At 38.8% G+C, this 24107-nt stretch carries 22 protein-coding genes; all 22 read right to left on the minus strand.

Annotated features, from left to right (window positions below):
• Window position 1: 1 nt before the first annotated feature.
• Complete coding sequence (locus GWK08_RS01795; RefSeq protein ID WP_163606280.1) at window positions 2–1285, minus strand: phenylacetate--CoA ligase family protein; 1284 nt, start codon at window positions 1283–1285, stop codon at window positions 2–4.
• Complete coding sequence (locus tag GWK08_RS01800) at window positions 1285–2295, minus strand: glycosyltransferase family 4 protein (RefSeq protein ID WP_163605196.1); 1011 nt, start codon at window positions 2293–2295, stop codon at window positions 1285–1287. Before GWK08_RS01800 ends, GWK08_RS01795 begins: the two co-directional genes overlap by 1 nt.
• Window positions 2255–3625: an O-antigen ligase family protein gene (locus tag GWK08_RS01805; protein WP_163605197.1), complete on the minus strand. Its 1371-nt coding sequence runs from the start codon at window positions 3623–3625 to the stop codon at window positions 2255–2257. The genes GWK08_RS01800 and GWK08_RS01805 overlap by 41 nt, the downstream gene beginning before the upstream one ends.
• The gene (locus GWK08_RS01810) at window positions 3612–4682 is read right to left on the minus strand and encodes a glycosyltransferase (RefSeq protein WP_163605198.1); all 1071 of its coding nucleotides are present in this window, start codon (window positions 4680–4682) and stop codon (window positions 3612–3614) included. Before GWK08_RS01810 ends, GWK08_RS01805 begins: the two co-directional genes overlap by 14 nt.
• Window positions 4679–5794 (minus strand): glycosyltransferase family 4 protein, encoded by a 1116-nt coding sequence (locus tag GWK08_RS01815; RefSeq protein ID WP_163605199.1) that lies wholly within the window; start codon window positions 5792–5794, stop codon window positions 4679–4681. Before GWK08_RS01815 ends, GWK08_RS01810 begins: the two co-directional genes overlap by 4 nt.
• On the minus strand, window positions 5794–6345 hold the full coding sequence (locus tag GWK08_RS01820) for a serine O-acetyltransferase (RefSeq protein ID WP_163605200.1): 552 nt from the start codon (window positions 6343–6345) through the stop codon (window positions 5794–5796). The genes GWK08_RS01815 and GWK08_RS01820 overlap by 1 nt, the downstream gene beginning before the upstream one ends.
• Window positions 6329–7345 (minus strand): glycosyltransferase family 2 protein, encoded by a 1017-nt coding sequence (locus GWK08_RS01825; RefSeq protein WP_163605201.1) that lies wholly within the window; start codon window positions 7343–7345, stop codon window positions 6329–6331. The genes GWK08_RS01820 and GWK08_RS01825 overlap by 17 nt, the downstream gene beginning before the upstream one ends.
• Window positions 7342–8880, minus strand: a complete 1539-nt coding sequence (locus GWK08_RS01830; protein ID WP_163605202.1) for a glycosyltransferase family 2 protein — start codon at window positions 8878–8880, stop codon at window positions 7342–7344. Before GWK08_RS01830 ends, GWK08_RS01825 begins: the two co-directional genes overlap by 4 nt.
• Window positions 8877–10013, minus strand: a complete 1137-nt coding sequence (locus GWK08_RS01835) for a glycosyltransferase family 4 protein (protein WP_163605203.1) — start codon at window positions 10011–10013, stop codon at window positions 8877–8879. Before GWK08_RS01835 ends, GWK08_RS01830 begins: the two co-directional genes overlap by 4 nt.
• On the minus strand, window positions 10010–11080 hold the full coding sequence (locus GWK08_RS01840; RefSeq protein WP_239524847.1) for a glycosyltransferase family 4 protein: 1071 nt from the start codon (window positions 11078–11080) through the stop codon (window positions 10010–10012). The genes GWK08_RS01835 and GWK08_RS01840 overlap by 4 nt, the downstream gene beginning before the upstream one ends.
• Window positions 11070–12461: a hypothetical protein gene (locus GWK08_RS01845; protein WP_163605204.1), complete on the minus strand. Its 1392-nt coding sequence runs from the start codon at window positions 12459–12461 to the stop codon at window positions 11070–11072. The genes GWK08_RS01840 and GWK08_RS01845 overlap by 11 nt, the downstream gene beginning before the upstream one ends.
• A 64-nt stretch (window positions 12462–12525) precedes the next feature.
• Window positions 12526–13407, minus strand: a complete 882-nt coding sequence (locus GWK08_RS01850; protein WP_163605205.1) for a hypothetical protein — start codon at window positions 13405–13407, stop codon at window positions 12526–12528.
• Window positions 13407–14843 (minus strand): MBOAT family O-acyltransferase, encoded by a 1437-nt coding sequence (locus GWK08_RS01855; protein WP_163605206.1) that lies wholly within the window; start codon window positions 14841–14843, stop codon window positions 13407–13409. Before GWK08_RS01855 ends, GWK08_RS01850 begins: the two co-directional genes overlap by 1 nt.
• Window positions 14833–16566 (minus strand): asparagine synthase (glutamine-hydrolyzing), encoded by a 1734-nt coding sequence (gene asnB, locus GWK08_RS01860; RefSeq protein ID WP_163605207.1) that lies wholly within the window; start codon window positions 16564–16566, stop codon window positions 14833–14835. The genes GWK08_RS01855 and asnB overlap by 11 nt, the downstream gene beginning before the upstream one ends.
• Window positions 16567–16568: 2 nt before the next feature.
• Window positions 16569–17267 carry an acylneuraminate cytidylyltransferase family protein gene (locus tag GWK08_RS01865; protein ID WP_163605208.1) on the minus strand — a complete coding sequence of 233 codons (699 nt, stop codon included), beginning with the start codon at window positions 17265–17267 and terminating at the stop codon, window positions 16569–16571.
• A complete protein-coding gene (gene neuC / locus GWK08_RS01870; protein ID WP_163605209.1) occupies window positions 17267–18424 on the minus strand; it encodes a UDP-N-acetylglucosamine 2-epimerase in 1158 nt (385 codons plus the stop codon). The genes GWK08_RS01865 and neuC overlap by 1 nt, the downstream gene beginning before the upstream one ends.
• Window positions 18417–19418 carry an N-acetylneuraminate synthase family protein gene (locus GWK08_RS01875; protein ID WP_163605210.1) on the minus strand — a complete coding sequence of 334 codons (1002 nt, stop codon included), beginning with the start codon at window positions 19416–19418 and terminating at the stop codon, window positions 18417–18419. The genes neuC and GWK08_RS01875 overlap by 8 nt, the downstream gene beginning before the upstream one ends.
• 18 nt (window positions 19419–19436) lie before the next feature.
• The gene (locus GWK08_RS01880; RefSeq protein WP_163605211.1) at window positions 19437–20105 is read right to left on the minus strand and encodes a methyltransferase domain-containing protein; all 669 of its coding nucleotides are present in this window, start codon (window positions 20103–20105) and stop codon (window positions 19437–19439) included.
• A 22-nt stretch (window positions 20106–20127) separates the two neighbouring features.
• Entirely contained in the window at window positions 20128–21051 is a 924-nt protein-coding gene (locus tag GWK08_RS01885; RefSeq protein WP_163605212.1) for a glycosyltransferase family 2 protein, read from the minus strand.
• 13 nt (window positions 21052–21064) lie between these two features.
• Window positions 21065–22327 (minus strand): glycosyltransferase family protein, encoded by a 1263-nt coding sequence (locus tag GWK08_RS01890; protein WP_163605213.1) that lies wholly within the window; start codon window positions 22325–22327, stop codon window positions 21065–21067.
• A 9-nt stretch (window positions 22328–22336) separates the two neighbouring features.
• A complete protein-coding gene (locus tag GWK08_RS01895; protein WP_163605214.1) occupies window positions 22337–23260 on the minus strand; it encodes a glycosyltransferase family 2 protein in 924 nt (307 codons plus the stop codon).
• Between the two features lie 10 nt (window positions 23261–23270).
• Window positions 23271–24098: a glycosyltransferase family 2 protein gene (locus GWK08_RS01900; protein ID WP_163605215.1), complete on the minus strand. Its 828-nt coding sequence runs from the start codon at window positions 24096–24098 to the stop codon at window positions 23271–23273.
• Window positions 24099–24107: the final 9 nt, after the last annotated feature.

Raw genomic sequence — 24107 nt, forward strand, 5'->3', positions numbered from 1 at the left:
TTCAAATATAGGATATAAAACTTTTGGTTTTCTCCCTTAGCCTATCTTTTTTATAGTTTGATCTAATTTCATAAGAAATATCCTCTTCAAAATATTTGTTTATTTCATTTCTTAAATACTTTTCTTCAATAGCATTAAGACTTTCTTCAATATTGAATTCCAATTGCCCCTTTTCTCTTTGAACCACCAGGTAGGTAAGCGGTAAATTATGGTGTTTGAAAAGGTTTTTAAAGATATAATAAAAGTAAAAGCTCGGGTATATATTCTTTTTCCCGTAAACATTCTCTCCTATTCTCCCTGTTACTTCTTCCAGAATAAGGTGCTCCCGCCCGCATGGGCATTTTTTTTCTCTTGGAGCTAATTTGATATAATCTCCCAGTTTATACCGTATAAAAGGAAATGATCTCAATTGTAAATTGGTAACCAGAATCTCATTATCCAGTTCTTCGATCACCACTCCTTCCATAGTAATATGCATATTTCCTTCGGGGCACTCAAACGCCATTATACCCGATTCCGTAGCTCCGTATTCACTTATAATGGGAACATTAAATGCTTTTTTTATCTCTTCCTTATAGCTTTCCATTATCTTTTCGGAAGTTCCTTTAACCAGCTTTATTTTTTTAGGCTTTCTGAGTTTTTTCTGATTAATGATCTTAGCGGATTCATAAATCATGGAAGAATAACCATGAACAAAACTTGCAGATTCTAATTTGCGTGCAAATTTCCGGAATGCCCTTTCTTCATAACTGAAAATCCTGAACCTGTTTTGAAGAAGATCTAAAAACCATATTTTAAAACGTTCCAGGCCTGAAAAGTTAAATCCCCAGAAATATCCGTTTTTATCCCAGGGGTTTACATTATACCAGGAATACCCCCTGAAAATAGTAGCTCTGTTAAACGAGTCGGCTTTCTCTTCTCTCCAGAACGCCAGGGAATTCCCTGAAGATCCTGAAGTTGTTGCACGGAATCTTTTTTTAAAATCATATCGGGTGTGTATTTCTTCATTATGCGTCAATACATCTTCTTTGGTAAGTACCGGAAATTTTGAAAGGTCGTTTATTGTTTTAAGATCGTCCGGGTTAAGCTTTGCTGCTTCAAATTTACGCCTGTAATAAGGTGAGTATTCATAGGCAAAACTCAGGATCTCCTTTAGTTTTTGGAACTGATATGTTTCCAGTTTCTCCAGGGGCCATTCCTCTGTTTTTTTCAGGAAATCATACCAGCCATCTATCGATGGATTTCTCCGGTTCTGTCCTATTTTAAAGATCGTTTTATACAACATTAAGATAAGGTTTCCATCCATTTATGCTTTATCTCGTCCCAATTAAAGGCTTCGGCTTTCTTTCTGGCATTACAGCTCAATTTCTGCGTTAATGCGGGCGAACCCAATAATTCTCTGATCCTTGCCGCCATTTGAAGCGAATTTCCTTTTTCTACCAGCAGGGAGTTCTCTCCGTCTTTAAGTAAATACGGGATCCCTCCTACCTCGGTAGAAACCACAGGAAGTCCCAGTGCCATAGCTTCAATAATACTCACAGGCATATTGTCGAAATTCGTCGTATTAATAAAGATATCATATTCTTCGGAAAGCTCGTGCCATTCTTCTTTTTCAAGTTTTCCGGTCAGTTTTATTTCCACTCCTTTTGCATTTGCCAGGTTTTTAGTGGTGATCATACTGCCATCCTTATCCGGCCCCACCATACACAACAAACTCTCTATTCCCTGTTTATTGAGTTCCGAGCTAACTTCTACCGCCATTTCCGGGTTGTAGATCCCGGCAAAAGACCTCACCCAAAGCAACCTGGCTTTTAAATCAGTTCTTTGTTTCCATCGGTATTTCTCAATTTCAACACTGTTAGGAATGTACTCTACATTATCAAATCCGTATTTCTCGAATGTGACCTTTAGAAATTCTGAAGGAGATATGTTGATACGGGCATGGTTAAATATCTTTTTGCACAACCTGGGATTATTTTTCAGCCTGTTTTCCAGGTTTCCTCCGTGAAGAATAGGAATATAAGGTAGTTTCAACCATCTGCTTAACTGACTGACCAGGAAAGCAAAATAAAAGTTTTGGGTGCTATAGGTATCTATCAATACTACATCTGCTTTCTTCCTGTGATTGATACAGCTCAGAAGCATATCTATAAGACGAAGTACTTTATTCTCTTTGGATGAGGAATAATAGAGTTTATAGCCTTCATTTTCCAGCAGGACTCCCAGGGTATCAATGGAAGTTGCCGTTCTGTTCTTATCGGCTAATTTGTTTCCTATATAGAGTATTCTTTTCACTGGTTATAGTAAGTAATGATAGTCCGTATATAAAAGCCGGAGCTGCAATCCTCATGGCACTGTGGTTTATGGTCAGAAACCAGAACAGAAAAAAGGACATAAAGAAAATGTTCCGATGTCGTCCCATAAAACGGAAAGTCGGGATCATAAGCAGTATCAACAATGCCATAATTCCAAATGCTCCGTGCTCAGCAAGTATGCGGCTTATTTCGTTATGAGATGCCGATTCTATTCCTGTAGTTTGCATCCTGTAATATTTATTATTCCCCACTCCTATTCCGAAAAAGGGGCTTCTGGAGAATGCTTCCAATTCTGTTTCTATCAGATCTGCCCTACCTGTGGTCAGGTCTTCTTTTTCCCTTCCCAGGGCATCCTGATTATTATAACGCTTTTCCAGGAGTCCATTTGACACATAATTGGAATAGGTCCAGGTTAGGGATAATACAATTCCCAAAATAAACAAAGTATTGGCAATTCGTCGTTTTGTAACCCGCTTTGCATAATAGAGGATAAAAAGTACGAATACAACACAAATGAGGATAGCCGTAAATACCCCTCCTCTGGAAAAAGTTATCAGGGCGCGGTAAGTAAGCAGCATAAACAAGCCGCCATTGATCAGTTTCCACATCAGATTATCCGAATACAAAAAATACCTGGTAATAAGGATAAACATTCCAAACCCTAATACTGTGCTTACCTGATTAGGGCCAAACCCCCCTGATGCCTCAAAATTAGATTGTGTTCCCGTAATGACATCCTGCAGACTTGGTGTGTATAAGAACAAGTAAACAGTCATAGCCAAAATAGGTAGTAATATCCAAAGCATAATACTGCGGAGTCGCTCAAAACTTACTTTTCTCCCCAAACAGTAGATAGCGCTAATTCCCAGGCAAACCGGCCCACTAAGGTTAAATGCTATTGCCTTTCGAATATTGATATCATAAGTAAGGGTATATGTAGTTATATAGATACCCGGAACCAACAAAAGGAGGTAGAAAATATAAACAAGACTCTTGGGAGAACTGGATCTGTAGGCAATTCCCATCAGCAGAAAAAGTATTACGGCATATTTTGTCTGCTCATAGAAAAACACACCTCCTGTCATCCTCAAAAAAACATCACTACCCACCAGGTATCCGCATACCATTAATACCTCATTGTTCCTGTTTTTTTTGCTGTATACCAGGATAGCCCCAAAAACAAGAATGAGAATTCCGTACAATTTGGAAAAAGCAGGTAATAAAAAGATAAAACCTCCAATGACCAGGTGGATCCATATCAGGTTAAATTCAAACCCATAACTCTTTATTTTCCTTCTAAAGTGATTCATAAACCTGGGTCAATTTATTGAAAAATTGCTCTTTCCCGTATTTATTCAGGATATGATTGTTAAAATTATCAGCTTTTTTAGATATCAAAAGCGGATTGCCTGCCAATTCCTCTAATTTAACTCTTAATTCATTATCATTTCCCGGATCTATTACAAAACCGTTTTTTTCATCCTTAATCACAGCTTTACATTCTCCTACATCTGTAACAATAACGGCTAATTTATTCAATCCGTATTCTAAAAGAGCCAGTGGGAGCCCTTCAAAATTTGAAGAAAGTACTCCTATTTCACATTGACTTAATGTATGGGAGACATCATTTACGCTTCCGTAGAAAAATACGTCCTCATTTAGTTTATTCTGTTTTACGTAATGCCTTATTTCCTCTGAATAGCGATCTCCAAAATCTTTTCCAATCAAATGTAAGGTCCACAAAGGAAAATCCTTGTGAAAGGCTTTAAATGCTTTTAAAAGGGTAATATGATCCTTCTCCCGGCGCAGATTGGCCAGGCATACAATTCTCTTTCCTTCCGTTCCTTTCAAAAATGTTATTTCTCTTTCCGGAGAAGTCTTTACGAAATTGGGGAGATAAACAACATACTTATGCTTTAGTTTTTTTTCAGCCCAGGTTGCCAGTTTTCTGTTTACGGCAATAATGGCGTTAAACTTTGAAGAAATATACTTCAATAACCGATACTTTCCACCGGATAAATGCTCACTATTGCCATAATGATTATGCCATACGACCCTGACCTTCGGATAGATCATTTTCACCATTCCTGCAATAAAAAAAGAGGAAGAATGTGCATGTATAATACCAATGTTATTTGACTTGATATAATGTTTCAATCTGAATATTGCCGACAGATCCAGGGTTCTCTTTTTATCCAAAAACAGATAAGCCGTCTTATCGGAAATAAGGTTTTTAAGGCTTCCTTCTTTCCGGGTTGCGCACAAATAAGAGTCAATACCGTTCTCGGCCAGAAGATTGGCGGTATTCAGAGCCATTCTTTCAGCACCTCCTGCTTCCAGGGAATCTATGATCTGTATGACTTTCAATGCGCTAACAATTTTTGTATTTCCTTATCAAATTTTTCCAGGGTGAATTGCCGTGACCAGGTCGACGCCTCAACAGCCATTTGCCTTAGTTTCTCTTTATCTTTTAATGCATCGCTAATTCTTTTTACATCGCTCTCCAGATCGGTGTTTATTAAAAGCCCTCTCCTGCCTTCATCTAACATATAAGAAACACAGGAAACCGGTGTGGCTATCGGGATACATCCCCAGAACATAGCCTCTGCAACTGCTTTTGGCCAGCCTTCCGACTTTGATGGAAGTATTAGAAAATGTGTCTGCCGTAAAACGGATTGTATTTCAGATTTATCTACATTTCCGTGCAAACACACCGATTCTTCCAAATTGTTCTCTTCAATATATTTTTCCAGTTCACTCCTCTTAACTCCTTCTCCGTAAATATCCAACTCAATATCGACACCATTCCTGATCAATTCACGAATGAGAGTCACTGCATATAATGGTCTTTTTCCTTCACTCAGGGTACCTACAAAAACCATCTTTAATCCTGAAGAATAATCTCTTTCAACTACCTCTCGCTTATCTGCTTCACTATATGAGGCAGTAAAAAAAGGAAAGACATTTTTGGACTGATCAGGCCAGGTCCCGTAAACTAAAACTTTGCAATTTCTGGTTAAAAAACTATTGCTCAGAATCTTTTTTTGCAATTTATAGGACAAGGGTTGTTTTGCTTTGGGGTCCCAGTTACCCGCATATTTTACAGTTTTCTTTTTGGAAGGAAAAAAGACCTGTACTACGGAAGCCAGTAAACCTATATTGCCAGGACACCGCAAGTGGATGTGATCTGCCTTTGAGATCTCCCGTATCAATTTAAAAATGATCAAGGGGATCTGCCAGAATAAGCCTAGAATATTTTTTGCATTTTGCGCATGAATAAAGGGAATGTTAACGACATTAAGTTCCTGCTTCTCAAATTCTATGGTAAATACCTCTTCAGGGTAAAAAGAAGGGCTCAGAAGAGTGATCTCTTTCAGATGACGGAACCATATATCCATTTCATAAACATAAGGAGCATAAGCAGCAAAACCCTTTGGTGTTTTTAATGTTGGTGCATTTGTGATAACCAGTAACCGCATCAAATATATGCTTCAGAATTATTATTGTTAATCTTAACTGCCGGGACTCCGAGGTAAGTACAACCCGGATCTACATCACTGACCACTAAAGAATTGGCTGCTATAACAGAATTATCCCCTACCTTGATCTTTCCTGCTATTACCGCATTTGCGCCCATATATACATGATCTCCGATAGAAGGTACTCCTCTTTTTTCTCCTCTTCCGCTAACGCCTATAGTTACTCCCTGAGAGATATTGCAATTCCTGCCAATTTCAACATCAGAATTAATAATTATATTCCCGAAATGCCCTATATAAAAGCCCTCTCCTATTCTGGCACTATAGGGGATTGATATTCCACATATAATCTCTATCCATTTCTGCCATAACAAGCCGAAGAAAAGAAGGATCTTTTTAAATATCCCCGGTAGGGAAGATGAATATATCGAATTATTTATCCGGTATACGCACAAAGCCCACAAGCCCTGTTGTGTAAATAAAAGGACAAGGGAGTTTTTTCCGCTGTAAGCCTTATATCTTTCTATGTCCTTTCTAAACTTGTTCAGCATTTGCTGTTTTAGGTTTTTTAAAAATTAACTTAAACCATCCGCTGGTTCTACCCAAAGCTTCCATAAACGCTTCCTTAGGCTTGGCTGTGGTAACAATGTTCAGGAACCTAATGGCTGTTAACAACCACGATATGAAGTTCCATTTAAACCTTGCTTTAAAAGAAGGGTTCGGATGCCTCACCCTCCATACATACCATCCGTTCAGTACCACCATTTTTCCATATTTAAATTTATCGGGTCTCCCTGAAGGATGATGGTGATGTTCGCACCTGGCTGCTGTATTAACGTATTGTTTCCCTAATTTATGCAATCTGAAGCAAAAATCGGCATCTTCGTAAAGGCCGTATCCTTCAAAATAATGAGAAAAACCAATTTTATCAAAAACTTCTTTTCTATACGATGACACCCCACCCATAAATTGTTCAACTTCATAAACCTTATTACTTGGAGGTAAAAAGCTTACACTTCTTCCATGTCCGAATTCAGGAAAACAGGCGGGTGGAACATCCGTATCCAGGCCCAAACGCTTTCTCAGAACAAATCTGCTTCCATCTTTCCTTTTAAATCCATCGTAAAAATATTCGCCTCGAGATGCTTTATAACTATCTGCTTCAACCTTATGCCATTTTATTTCATTGATTATATATCCTCCCACTCCAAGGGCATCTTTATGAAGGTCGTAGGTCTTTATCAATTCTTCAAAATAGGTCTTCTCTAAAATAATATCATCATCCAGAAAACAAACAACATCTATATCATCTGCCGTTTTTCCAATTCCGTAATTCCGCTGCCTGGTAAGCCCCCTGTCTTTATCATCTACCATATGATAATAAAGGTTGCGGAAATTATTCTGCCCTAATACCTGCTTAGTTCTATTATCTCTAGAGCCGTCCACAATGATTATTTCATCGGGGTAGACCGTCTGATCTTCCACAGAATTCAACAACTCGATCAGGGATTGAGGTCTCATATAGGTGCATATGACAAGGCTGAATTTCATTCTGTTTCCATAAGTTTTGAAGCCCAGTGTTTACTGTGCTTCCATTTCTTATTCATTACCGCAATATATTTAAAAGGATTCTTAATCGACTGCCTTGAGTAATATTTAAAAAACAGCACGGTTTTATATCCTCTTAATTGCTGGGGTGATGCGTATTTCATTTTATAAAGCATAATAGTAGGAGACGGTTTTGGGGATATTTTGTCTGTGTCCCAGGGGAATTCATGCTTCGACCTGAAACCTCCGATCGGTGCCTTTAAGTGTAACATTGAGGGAGAAGGAAGGTACAGAACATCGCAACCCGAATTTCTCAATTGCATTCCATAATCGGTATCTTCTCCGAAGCCGTGTTCAAACGCCATGGAAAAAAAAGTGTTTTTTGCGATTTCCGTTTTAAGAATACTGCAACCCGATCCGAAGCTTATCCATTGTCTTGCAGTTTTTGCAGTTTCCGTCTGTCCTTTCCTCAAACAGCTTATCGTAACTGCTTCTGCCTTTAAACTGTATATATTTTCAAAAGCTTTATGAAAAAAGTCGGAGGGGAAGCGAATATCGTCATCTGCCAAAAACACCCATTCATTTTCGATCTCTTTTAGAGCTATATTCCTCGCGTTACAGGCACCTGTCTGATGTATAAAATGATGCTTTATCTCAAAAGGCCATTCCCGGTTGTAGAGGTATTCAAGTGCTGACTCGGCATTTGCATCCGGGTTTTGCTCTATAATGATCACACGTTTAGGCTTCAGGCTCTGATCTGCAAGATCTTTAAGCACATCCAGTAAATATTCTTTCCTCCCAATGGTTGGAATGACCACATCTATGGATGCGGTAAGTTGTTTGTTTTTATTTCTTTCAATCTCTTCCAACTGAAAAGATCTCTTTTTAGATCTGAAGAATAGAGAATATAGCAGAGGGGCCAGAGCAATTCTCTTTTGATAGATCAGCAGATTAAAAAATAAAATCAAAACCCAGGAAGTTTTATAGTGTTCCCTGACAAACCTGAATAGTTTAAATCCGGAAGTTTTTATTTTCTGCCTGATAGGCGAAAAGTCTTTCTTTAACAGATGTGGGTGAGAATAGCAGAACAGGCCCTCAGGCATAACTGTTTTAGCCAACGAATTCAAAAAATAATCGAAATTGCTGTCTTTTTTTCCATTCTTTATATAAGCGTTCACTACAGATGCATGGATCCCACCTACATCGGAGCTCATCTGCCATGTCGGGTATGGAACCTCATAATTAACTTTTATAAAAAGCGTATCTTCTACATAACCTATTTCCGGCCCCATATACTGTGATCTATTCGAAGAATAGGAAGCCATTATCCTGGGATGATGAAAAATACGCTCCCAGTTTTCTCTGTCAATACTGCCCTTAAGATCTGCATGGTACCAGCAGATAAAGGAAGACGGATTACATTCTGCGAGTTCCAAAAGAGCTGGTACTACAGGTTTACCTACATAACCATGCGATTCTTCAGAAGATATTCCTTCAATATCCACAACACCGGTGCCATTATGTGAGATAAAAATCAAGTCAATAATGAATTATAGAAATTTATATTTTCTTCAAGGACCCGGGAACTGCTAAATCTGTTTATGATCCTTTTCCTCGCATTTTTTCCATAGGCAGCAGCTTCTTCTCTGTCATTTAACAACCTCAGTATCCCATTGGCTAAGTCATCAGTATTCGAAGGGTCAACAGTTATTCCCGTTTCTCCGTTGATCATAAGCTCATTGGCCCAACCAATATTTGAAGTAAGCATGGGTTTTTCCATAGCCATTGCCTCCAACCATGTCATCGGGAAAGCCTCTGCAAAACTTGGTAATGCCACCACCGTTGCTTTTGCCAGTTCTTCCCTGACCGACTCATAAGGGATCTCACGGATAAATTCAACTTGCTTCCTTTCTTCTTCCTCAAACATTTCTTCTATAAGTCCGGATGTAGACCTGCCTTCAAAAACATCGGTACTATCCTTTCCTACCATTTTTAATCTTACTTCCGGATCTTTTTCAAGTACCTTTTTAAAAGCCTTTGCCAGTTCTAGCACCCCTTTCTTTCTGATAACCGTTCCAAAATACAAAATAGTTTTCTCCTCCCGATCTATCGATAGGGGCGTAAACACTTCACTATCTATCCCATTATAAATAGTTATAATTTCTTTTTTTAAATCAAAAAGATCTCTGGTTTCTTTCCCCACAAAGTTGCTTACAGCTATAATTGCGTCTGCTCCTTCGAGCGCTCTTTTTTCCAGGAAGAAGTTTTTCTTTTTCTGTTTCCTTTTCTCCAAATGGCAGAAAAAACAGTCTGTTCCATGCAATCGTATGATCAAAGGACGTGTGAATTTCATAAATGCAGTGATCCCGGACCAGTCCGGAGCCTCCAGGACATCTATCTTATTTTTTAAACAGATACTATTGATGTAATTCTGATATTTCTTTCTGGAAACCCACCAGGTTAAAAAAGGGAGTTTTTTAGGTTTGAGCAAATGAAATTCTATTCCGTCTTCCCTTATCACCTCATCTTCTTCCGCTCCTACAATAAAGATTGTTACTCCGATTCCTTTTGCTATGAGTTGAATAGATAAGTTTTTAATACTCGTTCCCAAGCCTCCCGAGCGGCTACTGTTTTTTAGAGGATATTCCGGTGTAATAAAACCTATGTTCATGGTAACATTTTTATATGGTTATCCACCATCAGGTCCAGATGATATTGATCCCTGATAAGATCGGAAACATTTTCTTTAATGACTAATTCTCTTTTTATAATTCCTTCCAGGATACTCACCAGCCCCTTAATATCTCCCGGATTTGCGATATATCCGTTTTTTCCATGGGTAACCACTTCCAGGTTCCCTCCCACTGTAGTAGTAATTACAGGTACATTAGCCGCCAAACTTTCCAGGATCGACAGGCTGAAACATTCCATATAAGTAGGCTGGAGTAAATATGAATAAGACGCAAATAAAGATGGGAGTTCCGGTGAGCTTCCTTTAAAATTAAAAATATGCTCCAGTTTTCCGTCTTCAATCATTTTTTTCAAAGCTGATTCTTCCGGGCCTTCACCATAGATATCTATGATCATTTTATCTCTGAGTTCAGGAGAAAGGCATTCCACAGCAGCAATAAGATCGTGTATCCCCTTGGATTTCCTTAAATGCGATGCCACTATAAATCTCATCTCTTCCCGGCTTTTATTTTTGATGTAAAGACCGGTATCTATGCCATTGTACACAACATAGGTCTTGGAAGTAATCCAAAAACCGTAATCTTTTATGATATGCTTACGGGTATAGGCGGAAACCCCAATAAAAGCATCAATATATTTTGAATACAAAATACTTTTGAGTGTATTCTTCAATCTCTTTTTAATCGGGAATCCATGCAGGGGTCTGGGATTATGATCTACCGCAATGATATGGGAGTTCGTTCTCTTTTTAACCTCTTTAAAAAAAGGAGTACAAAGCTCCACAAAATGAGTGATCACCACATCGTATTTAATCCGTGAATCCGATTGCGATTCTAAAAAAGCGTTTTCTACCTGTCCTGACCCTGAGGTTATATCCAGCTCTTTATAAAATTCGAATTGCTTATATCGGGAAAAAAACCAATGTACCGTGTAGCCTTGTTCTTTTAATTTACGGTCAAAAGCTATATAAAATCTATCCATTCCTCCAATCCTGTCCGGCTTGAGGTCATATTTACATATTACGGCTATATGTTTGTTAGGCTTCAACTAAATTCAATAATGTATTTACCATTCGCTGACTGGTTCCCTTGAGCGGTTTTCCTATTTCCAGTTCGATCAATTCCTTTTGTGCTTCCATTCTGCTTTCCGGGCTCATCAGGTCATTGTTAATGGTATTAATTAATTCTTCTTCTGTTTTTACTATGGCCGTTCCTTTACTGTCGACCACGTATTTATAATGAAGATAGTTTAAATACTTCTGATCATTAAATAATTGATTCTCCCCGTTCCCGAGGACCGGATTGATCACAGGTTTATCAAACAAAATAAAATCGAGGCTCATCGTAGAGCACATATTGATATTGAGATCGCAGAACTGCAGGATAGATCTCAGATCTGTGAGGTCTGATACGTTCGGTACCCTTTGTGACCAGATCTCAGCATGATCTGTTCTTTTCAGTTCCCAGTCCGGATAATTCCATATGATAAACGGATATTTTTCTTTTATTTCTCTGAAACGCTCTTTTCCTTCGGCAGGAGATGTTCTTACCAGGAGGTTCACTTTCTCTTTTATCTTTCCTTTTTCAATCGCATCTGCAATGATCGAAATATAGTGTTCGTCATTAGGGCTGGTAGAGATATCACCACAGCTAAAACAAACGGTTTTAACCATGGGATCCATTTCAAATTTCTTAAAGAAATCCTCTCTTGAACGTTCATAGTGCTCCATCACATAAGGTTCGAACTGAGGAGTACCGACCACTTCAATATCCGGTTCCTGCGTATCCGGATAATAGTGTAGCAATTCATCTTTCATCAGGTCACTCCAAACAAAATAAGAATCGAAAGTTGCTGCCATTCTACCTTTGGAAGCCAGGTTATCCCAGCTAAAAATAAAAGAAGTTGTCGGTATTTTTAAGTTTTGAGCTGCTACCACAAAAGGAGCAATATAAGGAGGCCGCTGATGTGTAAAGAACAGAATATCTATTTCATCATCCTTCAGGTGTTTCTCAAAGTATTCCGTATTGGTAAAGGTCTTGAATTGTTTTCGTTCAAAAAAGTTTATGTCTTTTTCGGAATGAAACATATTGGTTAAGGTATAGGCGATCTTTACCAGTAATTTTCTTTTTGAAAAGCCTTTGGGATACCCTCTTCTATGATTATCCCTGATCCCGAAAACATTATCGTGTTTCTTTAGGTGAGCTACTTCCTTTAGTTTTCGATAGAACCAGCTATTTCTTTTTTCCGGGAAATTATCCATCTCCCTTAAAAGTACGGAATCAGGTATCAGCCCGGCATAGGCGTCTAATGGAATATTCGAATAAATTACCACCCTGTCAAAACTCTTATCAGCTTCGGAGAGAAATTCACTCAAAATAAAATTTCTGAACCCGACACCATCTACAATAACTAAACCCAGTGATTTCAAATAATATTCTTTTTAGATCATCAACTTTCAAAATTAAATCATTTCGATGGATTACCTCCTATAATTAGCTCTTCAAATGCTGAGCTATTATTTTTTCAGTAAAGGCCTCTGCACCCTCTTTATTCAGGTGGCCGCAATTCCAAAACAGGGATTGCTCATCTTCAAACAATTTAGCATAATTATAGAAACCTTCCATATGCCCGGACAAATAATCCAGATAAGCTTCATTCACGGTCATATTGCAAAACGGAGCACAGAAGAAGATCAATTCCCGGTCTTCTGTCTTTACTATACTCTCAATTTCTTCTATAATCTCATTTTTTTGAGGGACATCTTCAGGAAACCGGAATTCTTCCAATGTGGCCTCTCCCTTTTTTGCATCAAAACCATCTGACAGATCTATTCTTGCATTTTTTTTAAAAAAGGATGCGGCAACTTCCCTGAAACCGATCAGGTGATCATGGGTAGCATACCTGTAAAAAGGAATGTATTTATAGTATAGAAAGCGCTTATCATTCTGTTCAAGATCTGCAGCTATTACAGGGTTGGAAATATAGGGTAAGGCATAGGACTTGGATATTCCCGATTTGCTCTTTACACTGTAATTGTAATCAACCTGCACAAAAATTTTATCATAGGTAATCTTCTGTTCATCCAGTAATTTAATCATCAGCAAAATATCGGCCAGTTGGGCTCCCTGTATTCCAAGGTTTATCGCTTTTTTTCCAGTCTTTTCCTCTATCTGTCTGCTGATAATATGATTTTCAACTCTTGAAGATCCCAAAAAAATATAATCTATATGCTGGGGTTCCATCTGCAGTACGTATTGTACTTTATTCCTGGGAACACTATGTGTAAATGCATAGGTATAGATCCAATCTAAAAGCTGCATGAGTACCAGAGTTAACAATAGTAATATCCCGATCTTTTTTAGAAACTTCTTCATCAGAACTGAAAATAAATAAAATCGTTTGTATTCGAGAACACACCTAACATCAATATCAGTATTAGTGTGAGTCCTATTTTGGTCATATAATATCTTCCCTTTAAAGGGTGCTCCTTATTCCTGGACCACCATTCAATAAGTACCAACAGTCCAATAATCGGTACGGCTTCAACGCTATATCTTTCACTGGACAGATAATCCAGGTTTCCGTTAAAGTTAAAGCTGAACATTCTAATAAAATAATTCCAGGCGTCTGCCACCGTCTCTGCCCGGAAGACCACCCATGCAATACAGCTCAGTATAAAAGTAAGTAACATCTGAGCAATTTCCTTTAAACTTGGAAATACTCCGTTCTCTCCCACTGTATCCAGATACTTTCGGTTTCTCCCCATCAATAATAGTGGAATGAAATACAGGGCATGCAGAGCTCCCCAGACTATAAAGGTCCAATTGGCCCCATGCCAAAAGCCGCTGACCAGAAAAATGATAAGCACATTTCTCAGCTGAAACCATTTATTACCTCTGGATCCGCCCAGGGGGATATACAGATAATCCCTGAACCAGGTTGAGAGGGAGATATGCCATCTTCTCCAGAACTCTGCTATATCTCTTGAAAAATACGGATAGGCAAAATTCCGCATAAGTTTAAAGCCCAATAACCTGGCTATCCCAATTGCCATATCACTATAGCCACTGAAATCGCCATATATCTGAAAGGCAAAATAAATTGCCCCCAGTATCAATGTCAGAGAATTAAGATTCTCATAATTATCAAAAATGGCGTTGACGTATACCGCGCAGCTGTCTGCTATAACTATTTTTTTGAATAAACCCCAGATAATCAGCCCGAGGCCATCGATCATATTGTCTTCTTCTATTTTCCTTTTTTTCCCGAATTGAGGAAGTAAACTGCTGGCCCGCTCTATGGGTCCTGCTACCAATTGAGGAAAAAAGGCCACATAAGCGGCAAAATTGATAAAACTATCAGTAGCCTTGATCTTCTTTTTATAGACATCCAGAGTATAACTCAGAGTTTGAAAAGTATAGAAAGAAATACCCACCGGTAAGATGATCTGCAAGGTGTAACTCTGCATTTCAATTCCCATATTGCTCCACATTTCCATCCAGCTTTCAATAAAGAAATTGTAATATTTAAAGAAGCCCAGAAGCCCCAGATTAAAGGATAGGCTAATAATTAAAAGCAGCTTTCTCCACTTTTTGCTCTCTGCTTTTTCCATCGCTCTCGCCACAAAAAAATCGACCAATGTACTTGCCATTATCAGTGTCAGAAAACGATAATCCCACCATGCATAAAACACATAGCTAATTATAAGAATAAATGCATTCTGCAAGCCGATCTTCTTGTTAAATACATACCAGTACAGGAAAAACACCGTAGGCAGGAAAATCAGGAACTCAATGGAGTTAAACAGCATATTTTTTCTTGTTTATTGAGTTGAGGATAAGTGCTGTATTCATCCATTGCCAAATATGAAAACTGGAAGAATTATCTCCACTGAGATAAGATCTCCATTCTCTTTCTATCTGAGCAAAATCAAACCAGTGATTGTAATCTAATTTTTTCAGTGTATTTATAGCATTATCCACATATGATCTTAGTTCATTTCCCAGCCACTCTCTTTGCGGAGTTTGCAGGGGGCGTTTGGGAGCATAAACTACATTTTTATTGACATAGGCAGAAAGAATAGTTCTGAGCATATATTTCTGGGTTCCGTTGTATATCTTAAATTCTTGAGGTTGGGCAAAAGCAAACTCCACCAGGCGATAATCCAGAAAAGGTTCTCTGAGTTCCGTAGAAAAAGCCATGGATACTCTGTCATTAAAACGGAGTGCTCTCGGTATTTTGGTATAGAAAAGGTCCCGGTACTGCATATTCAGCAGCGGACTATCAAAAGGTTTCGGATAAAGTGGTTTTTCTGTTTTGTGCAGAAGTGCTTCGGAAATGCAGTGCGACTTAAAAGGGCTTTTACCCTTTTGCCCCTGTATAGTATTCTCTCCTTTACTTAAATAATAATCATAACCGGCCCACTGCTCATCCATTCCCTGCCCATCCAGTAGTACGATAATCCCGTCCTTCCTGGCCTGCTCAAATATTTTAGCATACGCAATAGTTGGTAAACCTCCATAGGGCTCATCCTGAAACTCTCCTATTCTTTCTGCAAGATCGGGAACCTTACCGACATCCAGTTTTATTTTGTTCAGAGGATTTTGTGTATACCCTATCATCTGTTCTACCCAGGTTAATTCGTCATAATTTTCATCTCCGGTATAAAAAGTATAGGCACTGATCTTCTTTTTATCTTCAAACAGATTGACAAGCATTAATAAGGTAGAGCTGTCTACTCCACCGCTAATGTTGAATCCAAGTTTCACATCAGCCCTGAACCTCAGAGAGATGCTATCCCTCAACAATTCAAAATAAGTGTTCTTTGCCTCTTCAAAAGTATCGGGAACATCTATTTTTTTAACTCTCTCCTCAAAATCATACCACTTCTCTATATTCAACACACCTTCTTTGTATTCCAGAAAATGTCCGCCAGGCAATTGACTTATCCCTTTAAAAAAAGTTTCATCAGGCATCCCATAAGATCCGTAGCAGAAATAATTTGCCCATAGTTTCTCATCGGGCTTATATTGGGAGCTTACTTTTTGAATAGATTTTATCTCACTGGCAAAATAAAGATCGGACTCATAGAGACTGTAATAAAAGGGCTTTACCCCAAATCGGTCTCTTGCTGCAAACAACTTTTTGTCTTCGCTGTCCCAAATGGCAAAAGAGAACATTCCGTTCAAATAGTCCAGGCATTCCTTTCCGTATTTTTTAAAAAGCGCCAGCAAGACCTCAGTGTCTGAAGTGGTCTTAAAAGCATACCCCTTAAGGTGATCTTTTTTTAACTCCACATAATTATAGATCTCCCCGTTAAATACGAGGATATATCTTCCGCTTTCATCTATAAACGGCTGATTGGCAGCAGCAGAAAGATCAATAATAGATAATCTGTTATGCCCCAGGCTGGCGAAACCTTCATCAATATAGGTTCCTGTAAAGTCAGGGCCTCTGTGCCTTTGCGATTCCAGCATAAGTTTCAGGGCATGTTCCTTTGGCTTGGCAGATAATATTCCGGCAATTCCACACATAATTACAATCTGTATTTGCTGATCAGGGCTTCAGCTCGTTTCCAATCGTTCATGGTATCCAGGTTTATATATTTTTCAGGAGAGGATTCAATATATCCCAGTTTACTGCCGTATAAGGAGTTCTGTTCCAAAACGATCTCAGACCGGGTAATATAGATAGCTCCATCTCTGTGATATGCAGCAGGTAATTCCTGTCTTCTGGAAATGATATCTTTTTCTCCCGTAGCAATGACTAATCTGTCCGAATCATCTGTTTTAAAGGTCCAGTGAGGGTTATATTCATGCGGCACTTTTAATACGGAAACCAAAGCATCCAGGTCCTGATCCCGGAATTTCTGTACTGCCTTGTCGATTAATCCATCTTCTCTAAAAGGAGTCGTTAGTTGTAACAAACACACGGCATCAAAATAAATATCTCTTTCTCTAAAATATTCCAGAGCGTGCTTTACCACACCTATGGTAGGTGATGCATCTTCCGACAATTCGGACGGGCGTACAAAAGGAACTTCAATCCCCAGTTTTTCGGCAACTGCAATTATCTCAGGATCTTCAGTACTTAAAACGGTTTGGGTAAGAAGTTTAGATTTCTTTACGGAATTACAGGTGTATTCCAGAAGGGGCTTCCCTCTCAGCAATTTGATGTTTTTACCCGGAATGCCTTTGCTTCCCCCTCTGGCCGGTATAAGCCCTAAAATCCTCATTAATACGCTATTGTTTTAAAGTAACTCAGTTCTAATTCGGCAAGGATATCGGCTATTTTCCGGCCGGAATTCCCATCTCCGTAAATATGTTCCGGCTCCAGTCCGCTACGCTCCATACTGCTTACAATTGCATTGTAAATTACGTTTTCATCATAATCTACATCTATAACATTTACTCCTCTTTTTCTTCTGTTCTGTCTTGTTCCAATATTCACCACAGGGATCCCCAAAAAAGAGCATTCCCTTATTCCTACGCTGGAGTTTCCTATAAGGCATTTACTGTTCTTCAGAAGGCGTAAAAAGTCTGAAGGTTCCATGTTCTTGAAAAAGTGAATATTTTCTGGTTGATGCTGTTCCCTGAAAGAACGTATTCCGTTGGAGGTTCCGTCAGATCCGGCATCTACATTAGGCCAGAACCAAAAAGTGGGGTAATTTAATTTGTGTACAGCTCTCAGGGTTTTAAGAACATCTTCCTTTGCCTGATTGTATTCGTTAGTAACCGGATGCTGCATGACAACAATATATCCGTTTTCCCAATTTACCGAAGCTCCAACCCCTCCGTATTTCTCTACGGGATTAAAGTCCAGGTTCGGAGATTCGGCTATCTCCCGGGCTATATCTATAGACGGGCATCCAGTAGTGATCACCTTATCCGTATCTTCTCCCATTTTTATCACTCTTTCCCGGGCATCTTCGCTGGCCACCAAATGTATATCGGCCAGCTTTGTATTTGCGTGCCGTACTTTTTCATCAATATTTCCGGTAACTTCCCCTCCCTGTATATGAACCAGGGGAATATTCTGATAAGCCGCCGCAATAGAGGTAGCGATCGTCTCAAATCTGTCGGCAATGGTGATTACCGCATCCGGTTGAAGGTTATAGAACACATTAGAGAGCTCCATAACGCCTAATCCGGTCGTTTTAGCCATGGCTGTGGGGTTTTCTCCTTCCAGTACCATAAATACCTTTTCGGTTGCCTTAAATCCGTCTTTTTCGATAAAATCGATAGCTTTTCCATAGCGGTCCAGCAATGCCGATCCTGCAATTACGAGTTGTAATTCCAGTTTTGGATGTTCCTGAATTGCCTTAAGTGCCGTTTTGACCCGGCTGTATGAAGGTCTTGCAGTAACAACCACACAAATCTTTCGTTTACTCATTTGTTAAATCATTTTCCGTTAGAAAGTCCCATTGTTTTTTGTCATTCTTCAGGGTTTTTCCAATAACGTTTTCAAATTGAGATGCATCTATTCCAAATCCCTTAGGTTTTTTTGCTTCCAGATCATTAAATGTGATCTGATGACCTTTGGGTAAATCTTTATTTAGTGCCAGGGATTTTTCAAAAATATTCTTCAATTCCCTGTAATTACTGTTATCGCCTTTATCAACAGGGTTCTCCAACGCTTTTGAAACATTCTTAACTGCTGTTACCAGCTCCTTTATTTCCTTCATCTCCAAAGATGAAGAAGCGTCGGGGCCAAACATTTCTCTGTTAAAAACAGCGTGAAACTCGAGGATCTCCGCTCCCAAAGCCGTTGCAGCCACACAAGTCTCGATTCGAGCCGAATGATCTGAAAAACCAACGGTTACTCCGTAACGTTCCCGCAGGTCTTTAATTACATTTAAACCATAGTTTTCCGGTTTTGTAGGATAAGAAGTGGTGCATTGCAAAATAGAGAAATCTGCATTTCTTCTTTTCAGAAAAGCAACAGTCTCATCCAGTTCTTCCAAAGAGCTCATTCCCGATGAGATAATGATCGGCTTTCCGGTTTGACATATTCTCTCAAGCAAAAGGAAGTTATTTACTTCACCCGAGCCAATTTTATATCTTTTTACTCCAACTTCTTCAAGCAGGTCTACAGCAGCATTACTGAAAGGAGAAGACATAAATTCCAGTCCGACCTCATCGCAATGATCTTTGATCTCCTTCCACTGTGGCAAGGAAAACCCCATCCGTTTCCAATAATCGAATCTGGTCTTATCCTGTTTGGAAAACTTGATCCTGAACGGTTCATGAATACTGCTTTCTGCTTCCGCAATATGGGTCTGAAACTTAATGATATTTACTCCGGTTTTTGATATTGCATCTATATATGCATGTACCATTCCCAGGCTTCCGTCGTGTGCTTGTCCTATTTCGGCTATAAATTGCATCTGTTAAAAATACATTAATCATTTTATTTTTTGGGCAAAAAATACCTGACTATGCCCTATTGCCCTGTTATCGAAGAGAGTAAAAATTTTCTCCACTCCGAATTTTATCAGATCTTTTATATAATTAAAGCTCCACCTTAATTTTGGAATGGCAGCCTGTCCTAAAGTACCATATTCCAAAAGCCTAAAACCATTTCTCTCCAGGAAATACTGAACCACATGAGGCAGTGGTACAAAAACATGGTGTTCTTCCAGATGCTTCGGTTGAAAGGCATACAGCTGACTCTTGATAATAAGGTTCAATTTGCTTTTGGCATAAAGGGGATTGGGTGTAGACAGAACCATATATCCGTCTTTCAGGATATGATCTGAAATATTCCTGATTCCCAATTCCGGATTGGAAAGATGCTCTAAAACCTCCAGGAAAATTACAAAACCGGGGCGCGGAGAACCTTCAGGAGGCGGATCGTTTAAGTCCCATATAGTGACTTTTTCTATTTTTCTAACATAATCATAAGGATTCCATTCCAGGCCCATTCCCGCAACCATAGGCTCGAAATAACCATGTCCGGAGCCTATATCGCTTACCACATTATTCGGTAGTTTATCCTTTACCTCCTCAAGCTTTGCCTTTGTCCATTGATCCCTATTGTACTTTTTGTAGATTTTTGGTGGTTTGGCTGTCATTAGGTTTGGTTTTATAGCTAGTTTAAGTTTGTTCTTTTTCCGGGCTCCAGTACAATACCGCATCTTGCAAATCCGTATACTTCTTGTACTGTTCGGCGGTTAGTCTGTTTCTGTTCCTCACCAGCTTTGGAAAATTAACTATTATATCTAAAAGCGCCAACAAAATAGCTCTCAACGCTTTGATATCGCCTTTAAAAACCTTGAGTTTTAACTGCATCCACAGCGTATACATCAGTTTTCTCGGTATCACTTTAAGCGGATAAAAAATAAAGTATAAATACCAACCGGCCCTGAAAGATCTTCGCAGTCTCTTCAAATAATCTTTTTCCTGTTTTCTCTCCTTTAAATTTACCCTGTGCTGCACCAGAACCTTTGGAAAATAGTATATATCCCAATTCTTTTTAAAAAGCTGTAAAGAGGCAAAATCTTCTTCACCGTAAAATACAAACCAGGAAGGGTAATCCGGGATCTCTTTCCAGGCACTCATCCGGAAGGCATGTGCTCCGGCTCCAAAGCTTTTCATTTTTTTCGGCACCTGATTTGTCTGAAGCGTTGACGGTGCTTCCTTACTCCAGTAAATTCTGAAGCCCAGCAGACCACAATTGATATTTTCCTTAAAAAAGTGTTCAATTTCCTCTAAAGGATCTTCGCTCAGGAAATGGATATCGTCATCTATAGTTACGGCATATTCCGTTCTTACGCTATTCATCAGGAGATTCCTGGCATTAAGAACTCCTTTGCTTTTTTTATTATTAATGACCTTTATCTGCGGGTATTCTTCCTGAAGGAATTGCTGTGTTCCATCTGTGGATGCATCATTGCAAATAATACACTCCACATCTTCCCTGTTTATAAGGTGTTCAGTCCTGGACAGCGTATATTTCAGGTCTGAAAGTCTGTTTCTTGTAGTAATTAAAATGGTAAAACGCTTAATTGTTTTCGACATAAACAGTAAAAAGCTATTCTAATATATTCAGGATTGTTTCTCTAAGATACGTTATTGAAAAATAATCATCCAGGTCTTGTCTGCCTAATTTAAGGTTTCCTGAATTGTTCTTCCAGTTTTTATATAATTCCGTAATACAAAATGCAATTTTATCAACATCTTCTACATCTGCCCAAAAAGGATATTCTTTTCCCAAAAGCCTTTTGGATTCGCTGTCTTCAGGCCCTAACAATAAAATAGGTTTATTTGCCTTAACACAGTGAGGAAATTTACCCGGTAGAAAAGGGCTTATACCTCCGGTTGATTCCAGCACAATGTTTACGCTGGTGTGCAGTTGTACACTGTATACTTCTTTAAAAGGAACATAGCCATTGCTTAAATACAGCTGTGGCAGTCTGGAACTATACTCATCAAGCATTTCCTTATGGGCATGTAAAGCTCCCAACAACAAAAGGCTTGAATGATCTTTTGCCTGAGGATTTAACTCCAAAAAACGATCAAACCCTTTAACCAACCCGCCCGGATCTCTCTGGGTTAACAGGTTTCCTGCATGTAATAAAGTGAAGTTCTCCTTGTTAAAATAAACTGGTAATTTTTCATCTGCCAAGGGTTGGTCTATGATCTGATGTGGTATTATGATACTTTTCTGCAGGGTTAGCGGATAGAATTTACCCATCCATTCCGATAGCAGTTTACTCGGATATGCGTTCCATGAGGAAGCATTGATAACCTTATTAAAGAAGATCTCGTGTTTTTTATATCCGGGTGCATTCCATTTATATGGAGGAGGATAAAAATGATAAGGATAAGGATCATGTACATAAGCTATCCACTTCCCGTGCAATTCGGGTATTTTTAAAAGAGCATGATGAGGCCTGAAGCTCGTTCCCTTTCCTCTTGTAATAATAAGATCCGGGTTCCAGTCCGATTGTTTGATTACAACATCTTTTATACTTGAGGAATCATTAAAAAAGGTAAAAGAGAAACCAAAAGTTCTTTCCAAATACTTTGCAAGGTTAATTTTTAACTTGCGTTGCAGTACTCTTTGCGTCCTACTGAGTATATATTTGTAATTCCACTTCTTTTCAGGAATAAGTATGCATTCAATACCAGGAAGGTCAACCTCTTTATGTGAATAATGTAAAACTTTCAACTTAAAACCCGCCTTATGCAAATTGGTAATGAGCGACACGCACGCTTTTGCTGCGCTACTGTTTTCCACATCAATGGATTCTGCAATAAAAAGTATTTTGTGTTCCTGTGTAAAAGTGTTCATCAAAATTATCTATTTATCTCCTAAATATTTTTTAGCTTTCAAATAACTCCTGATAAACGGATATCCGTAAAATAACAGCATGTATTTACCTCTTCTGAACAGACTTATTTCAGATCTGTTTAATACATACTTTACAATTCCTATATCCTTTAGCTGAATCCCCATCTGAACAAAAAAGCGAACCAAATTATTTGTCAGAATGTCCTTCTTCCTGAAATTATCAATAATCAATTTTGCGGCTCTCTTTTTAGACTCCACCCTTATGGGATCATTATTCCAAAACTCTGCGGTGTTAGAATCGGGGTGTTTTCTGTTAAAGTATAGAATCTTATCCATGGAGACCCCTTTTTTACCATCCGATAAGATCCTGGAATAGCACTCCCATTCTTCGGCATACATGAGTGTTTCATTAAAGCGATGACCTTCAAAACACTGTTTTTTCCAAAGGACGGTACAGGAAGCCATCGGATTTTGCCCGTTAACCACCCTTTCTGCATTTTCCACACCGAGGTCTGAAGTAGAAAAATCTGTTGAAAGGTCAAATTCCTGTACTGTACTCACCAGTTCAAAAGATTGTTTTTTATAAGTGCAATAATCATAATTTCCAGCCTGGATCTCACTTAAACACAGTTCCAGGTTAAGAGGGTGTACAATATCATCATCATCAAAAAAAATAACATAATCTCCCCTGGCGCTATCAAGGCCGCAATTTCTGCTTCCCGGAAGTCCTTTCTTATAATTTTCTGTTCTCAGTAAATACCTGAATCGTTTATCAGTATTTGTAAATTCATTCAGGAGTGCAGCTGTATTATCCGTACTCCCATCGTCTACAACTATACATTCCCAATCTTCATAACTCTGGGCTATTATGGACAACAGACTCTCTTTTATGAGATGTTCCCTGTTATATGTAGCTAATATGATACTTACCAAGGGTTGTTGTTTAAAAGATTCGCTTTAAAAACCTTAAAGGCCTCAGTATAGATGCTCCCAGCTTAAAATCGATAGTGCTCCTTAATCTCTGTTTTTCCCGTTCTTTCAGTTCCAATGCGCGGTTAAAGTATTCCAGGAGATCGGAATATCTTCCAACATACAGGTCTTTGTGTTTCTTAAAAATATAAGCTTTTATTTCCAGGTCCTGCTTTGCCGCTTTTTTATTTCTCGATCCGGGTTTATTGAAATAATCGTATAAATATTCTTCAATTATACGTACTTCCCATCCCTTTTTGGTGACCGATATCCAAAACTCCCAATCTTCATATCCTGCCAGCATGGACTCATCAAACCTGCCTGCATCTTCCCAGCATTTTTTGCGCAGGAGAGAACTTACCATCGAACTGTTGGTAAACATGAAATCTTCTATTTTTCCTCCCTTCGGTTTTGCCTGCTTTATTACTTTTTCATTTTCTACAATATTATACCAGCAGGAAACAGCTCCAGCATCCGCATTATTTTCCAGGATCTGTATTGCTTTTCCCAGGAAGGAAGGAGCAAACTTATCATCAGCATCCAAAAGCAGGATATATTCGCCTTCCGCTTCGGCAATTCCCTTATTTCGTGCTGCAGACACTCCCTTATTTTCCTGATGGATAATTTTAACCTTTTCGGTTTGAATTTTGTTGAGATGGCTTTTGGTAAGTTGATCGGAGCCATCGTCTACCACGATAAGCTCAAAAATATCGACATCAGAACCCAATACAGATGCTACTGCTTTTTCAATATAAGCGCCATCATTATAGCATGGGATAATTGCAGATACTTTCGGCTTCATATTCCTGTT

It is taken from the genome of Leptobacterium flavescens, from assembly GCF_010671605.1.
GTDB classification, from domain to species: Bacteria; Bacteroidota; Bacteroidia; order Flavobacteriales; family Flavobacteriaceae; genus Leptobacterium; species Leptobacterium flavescens.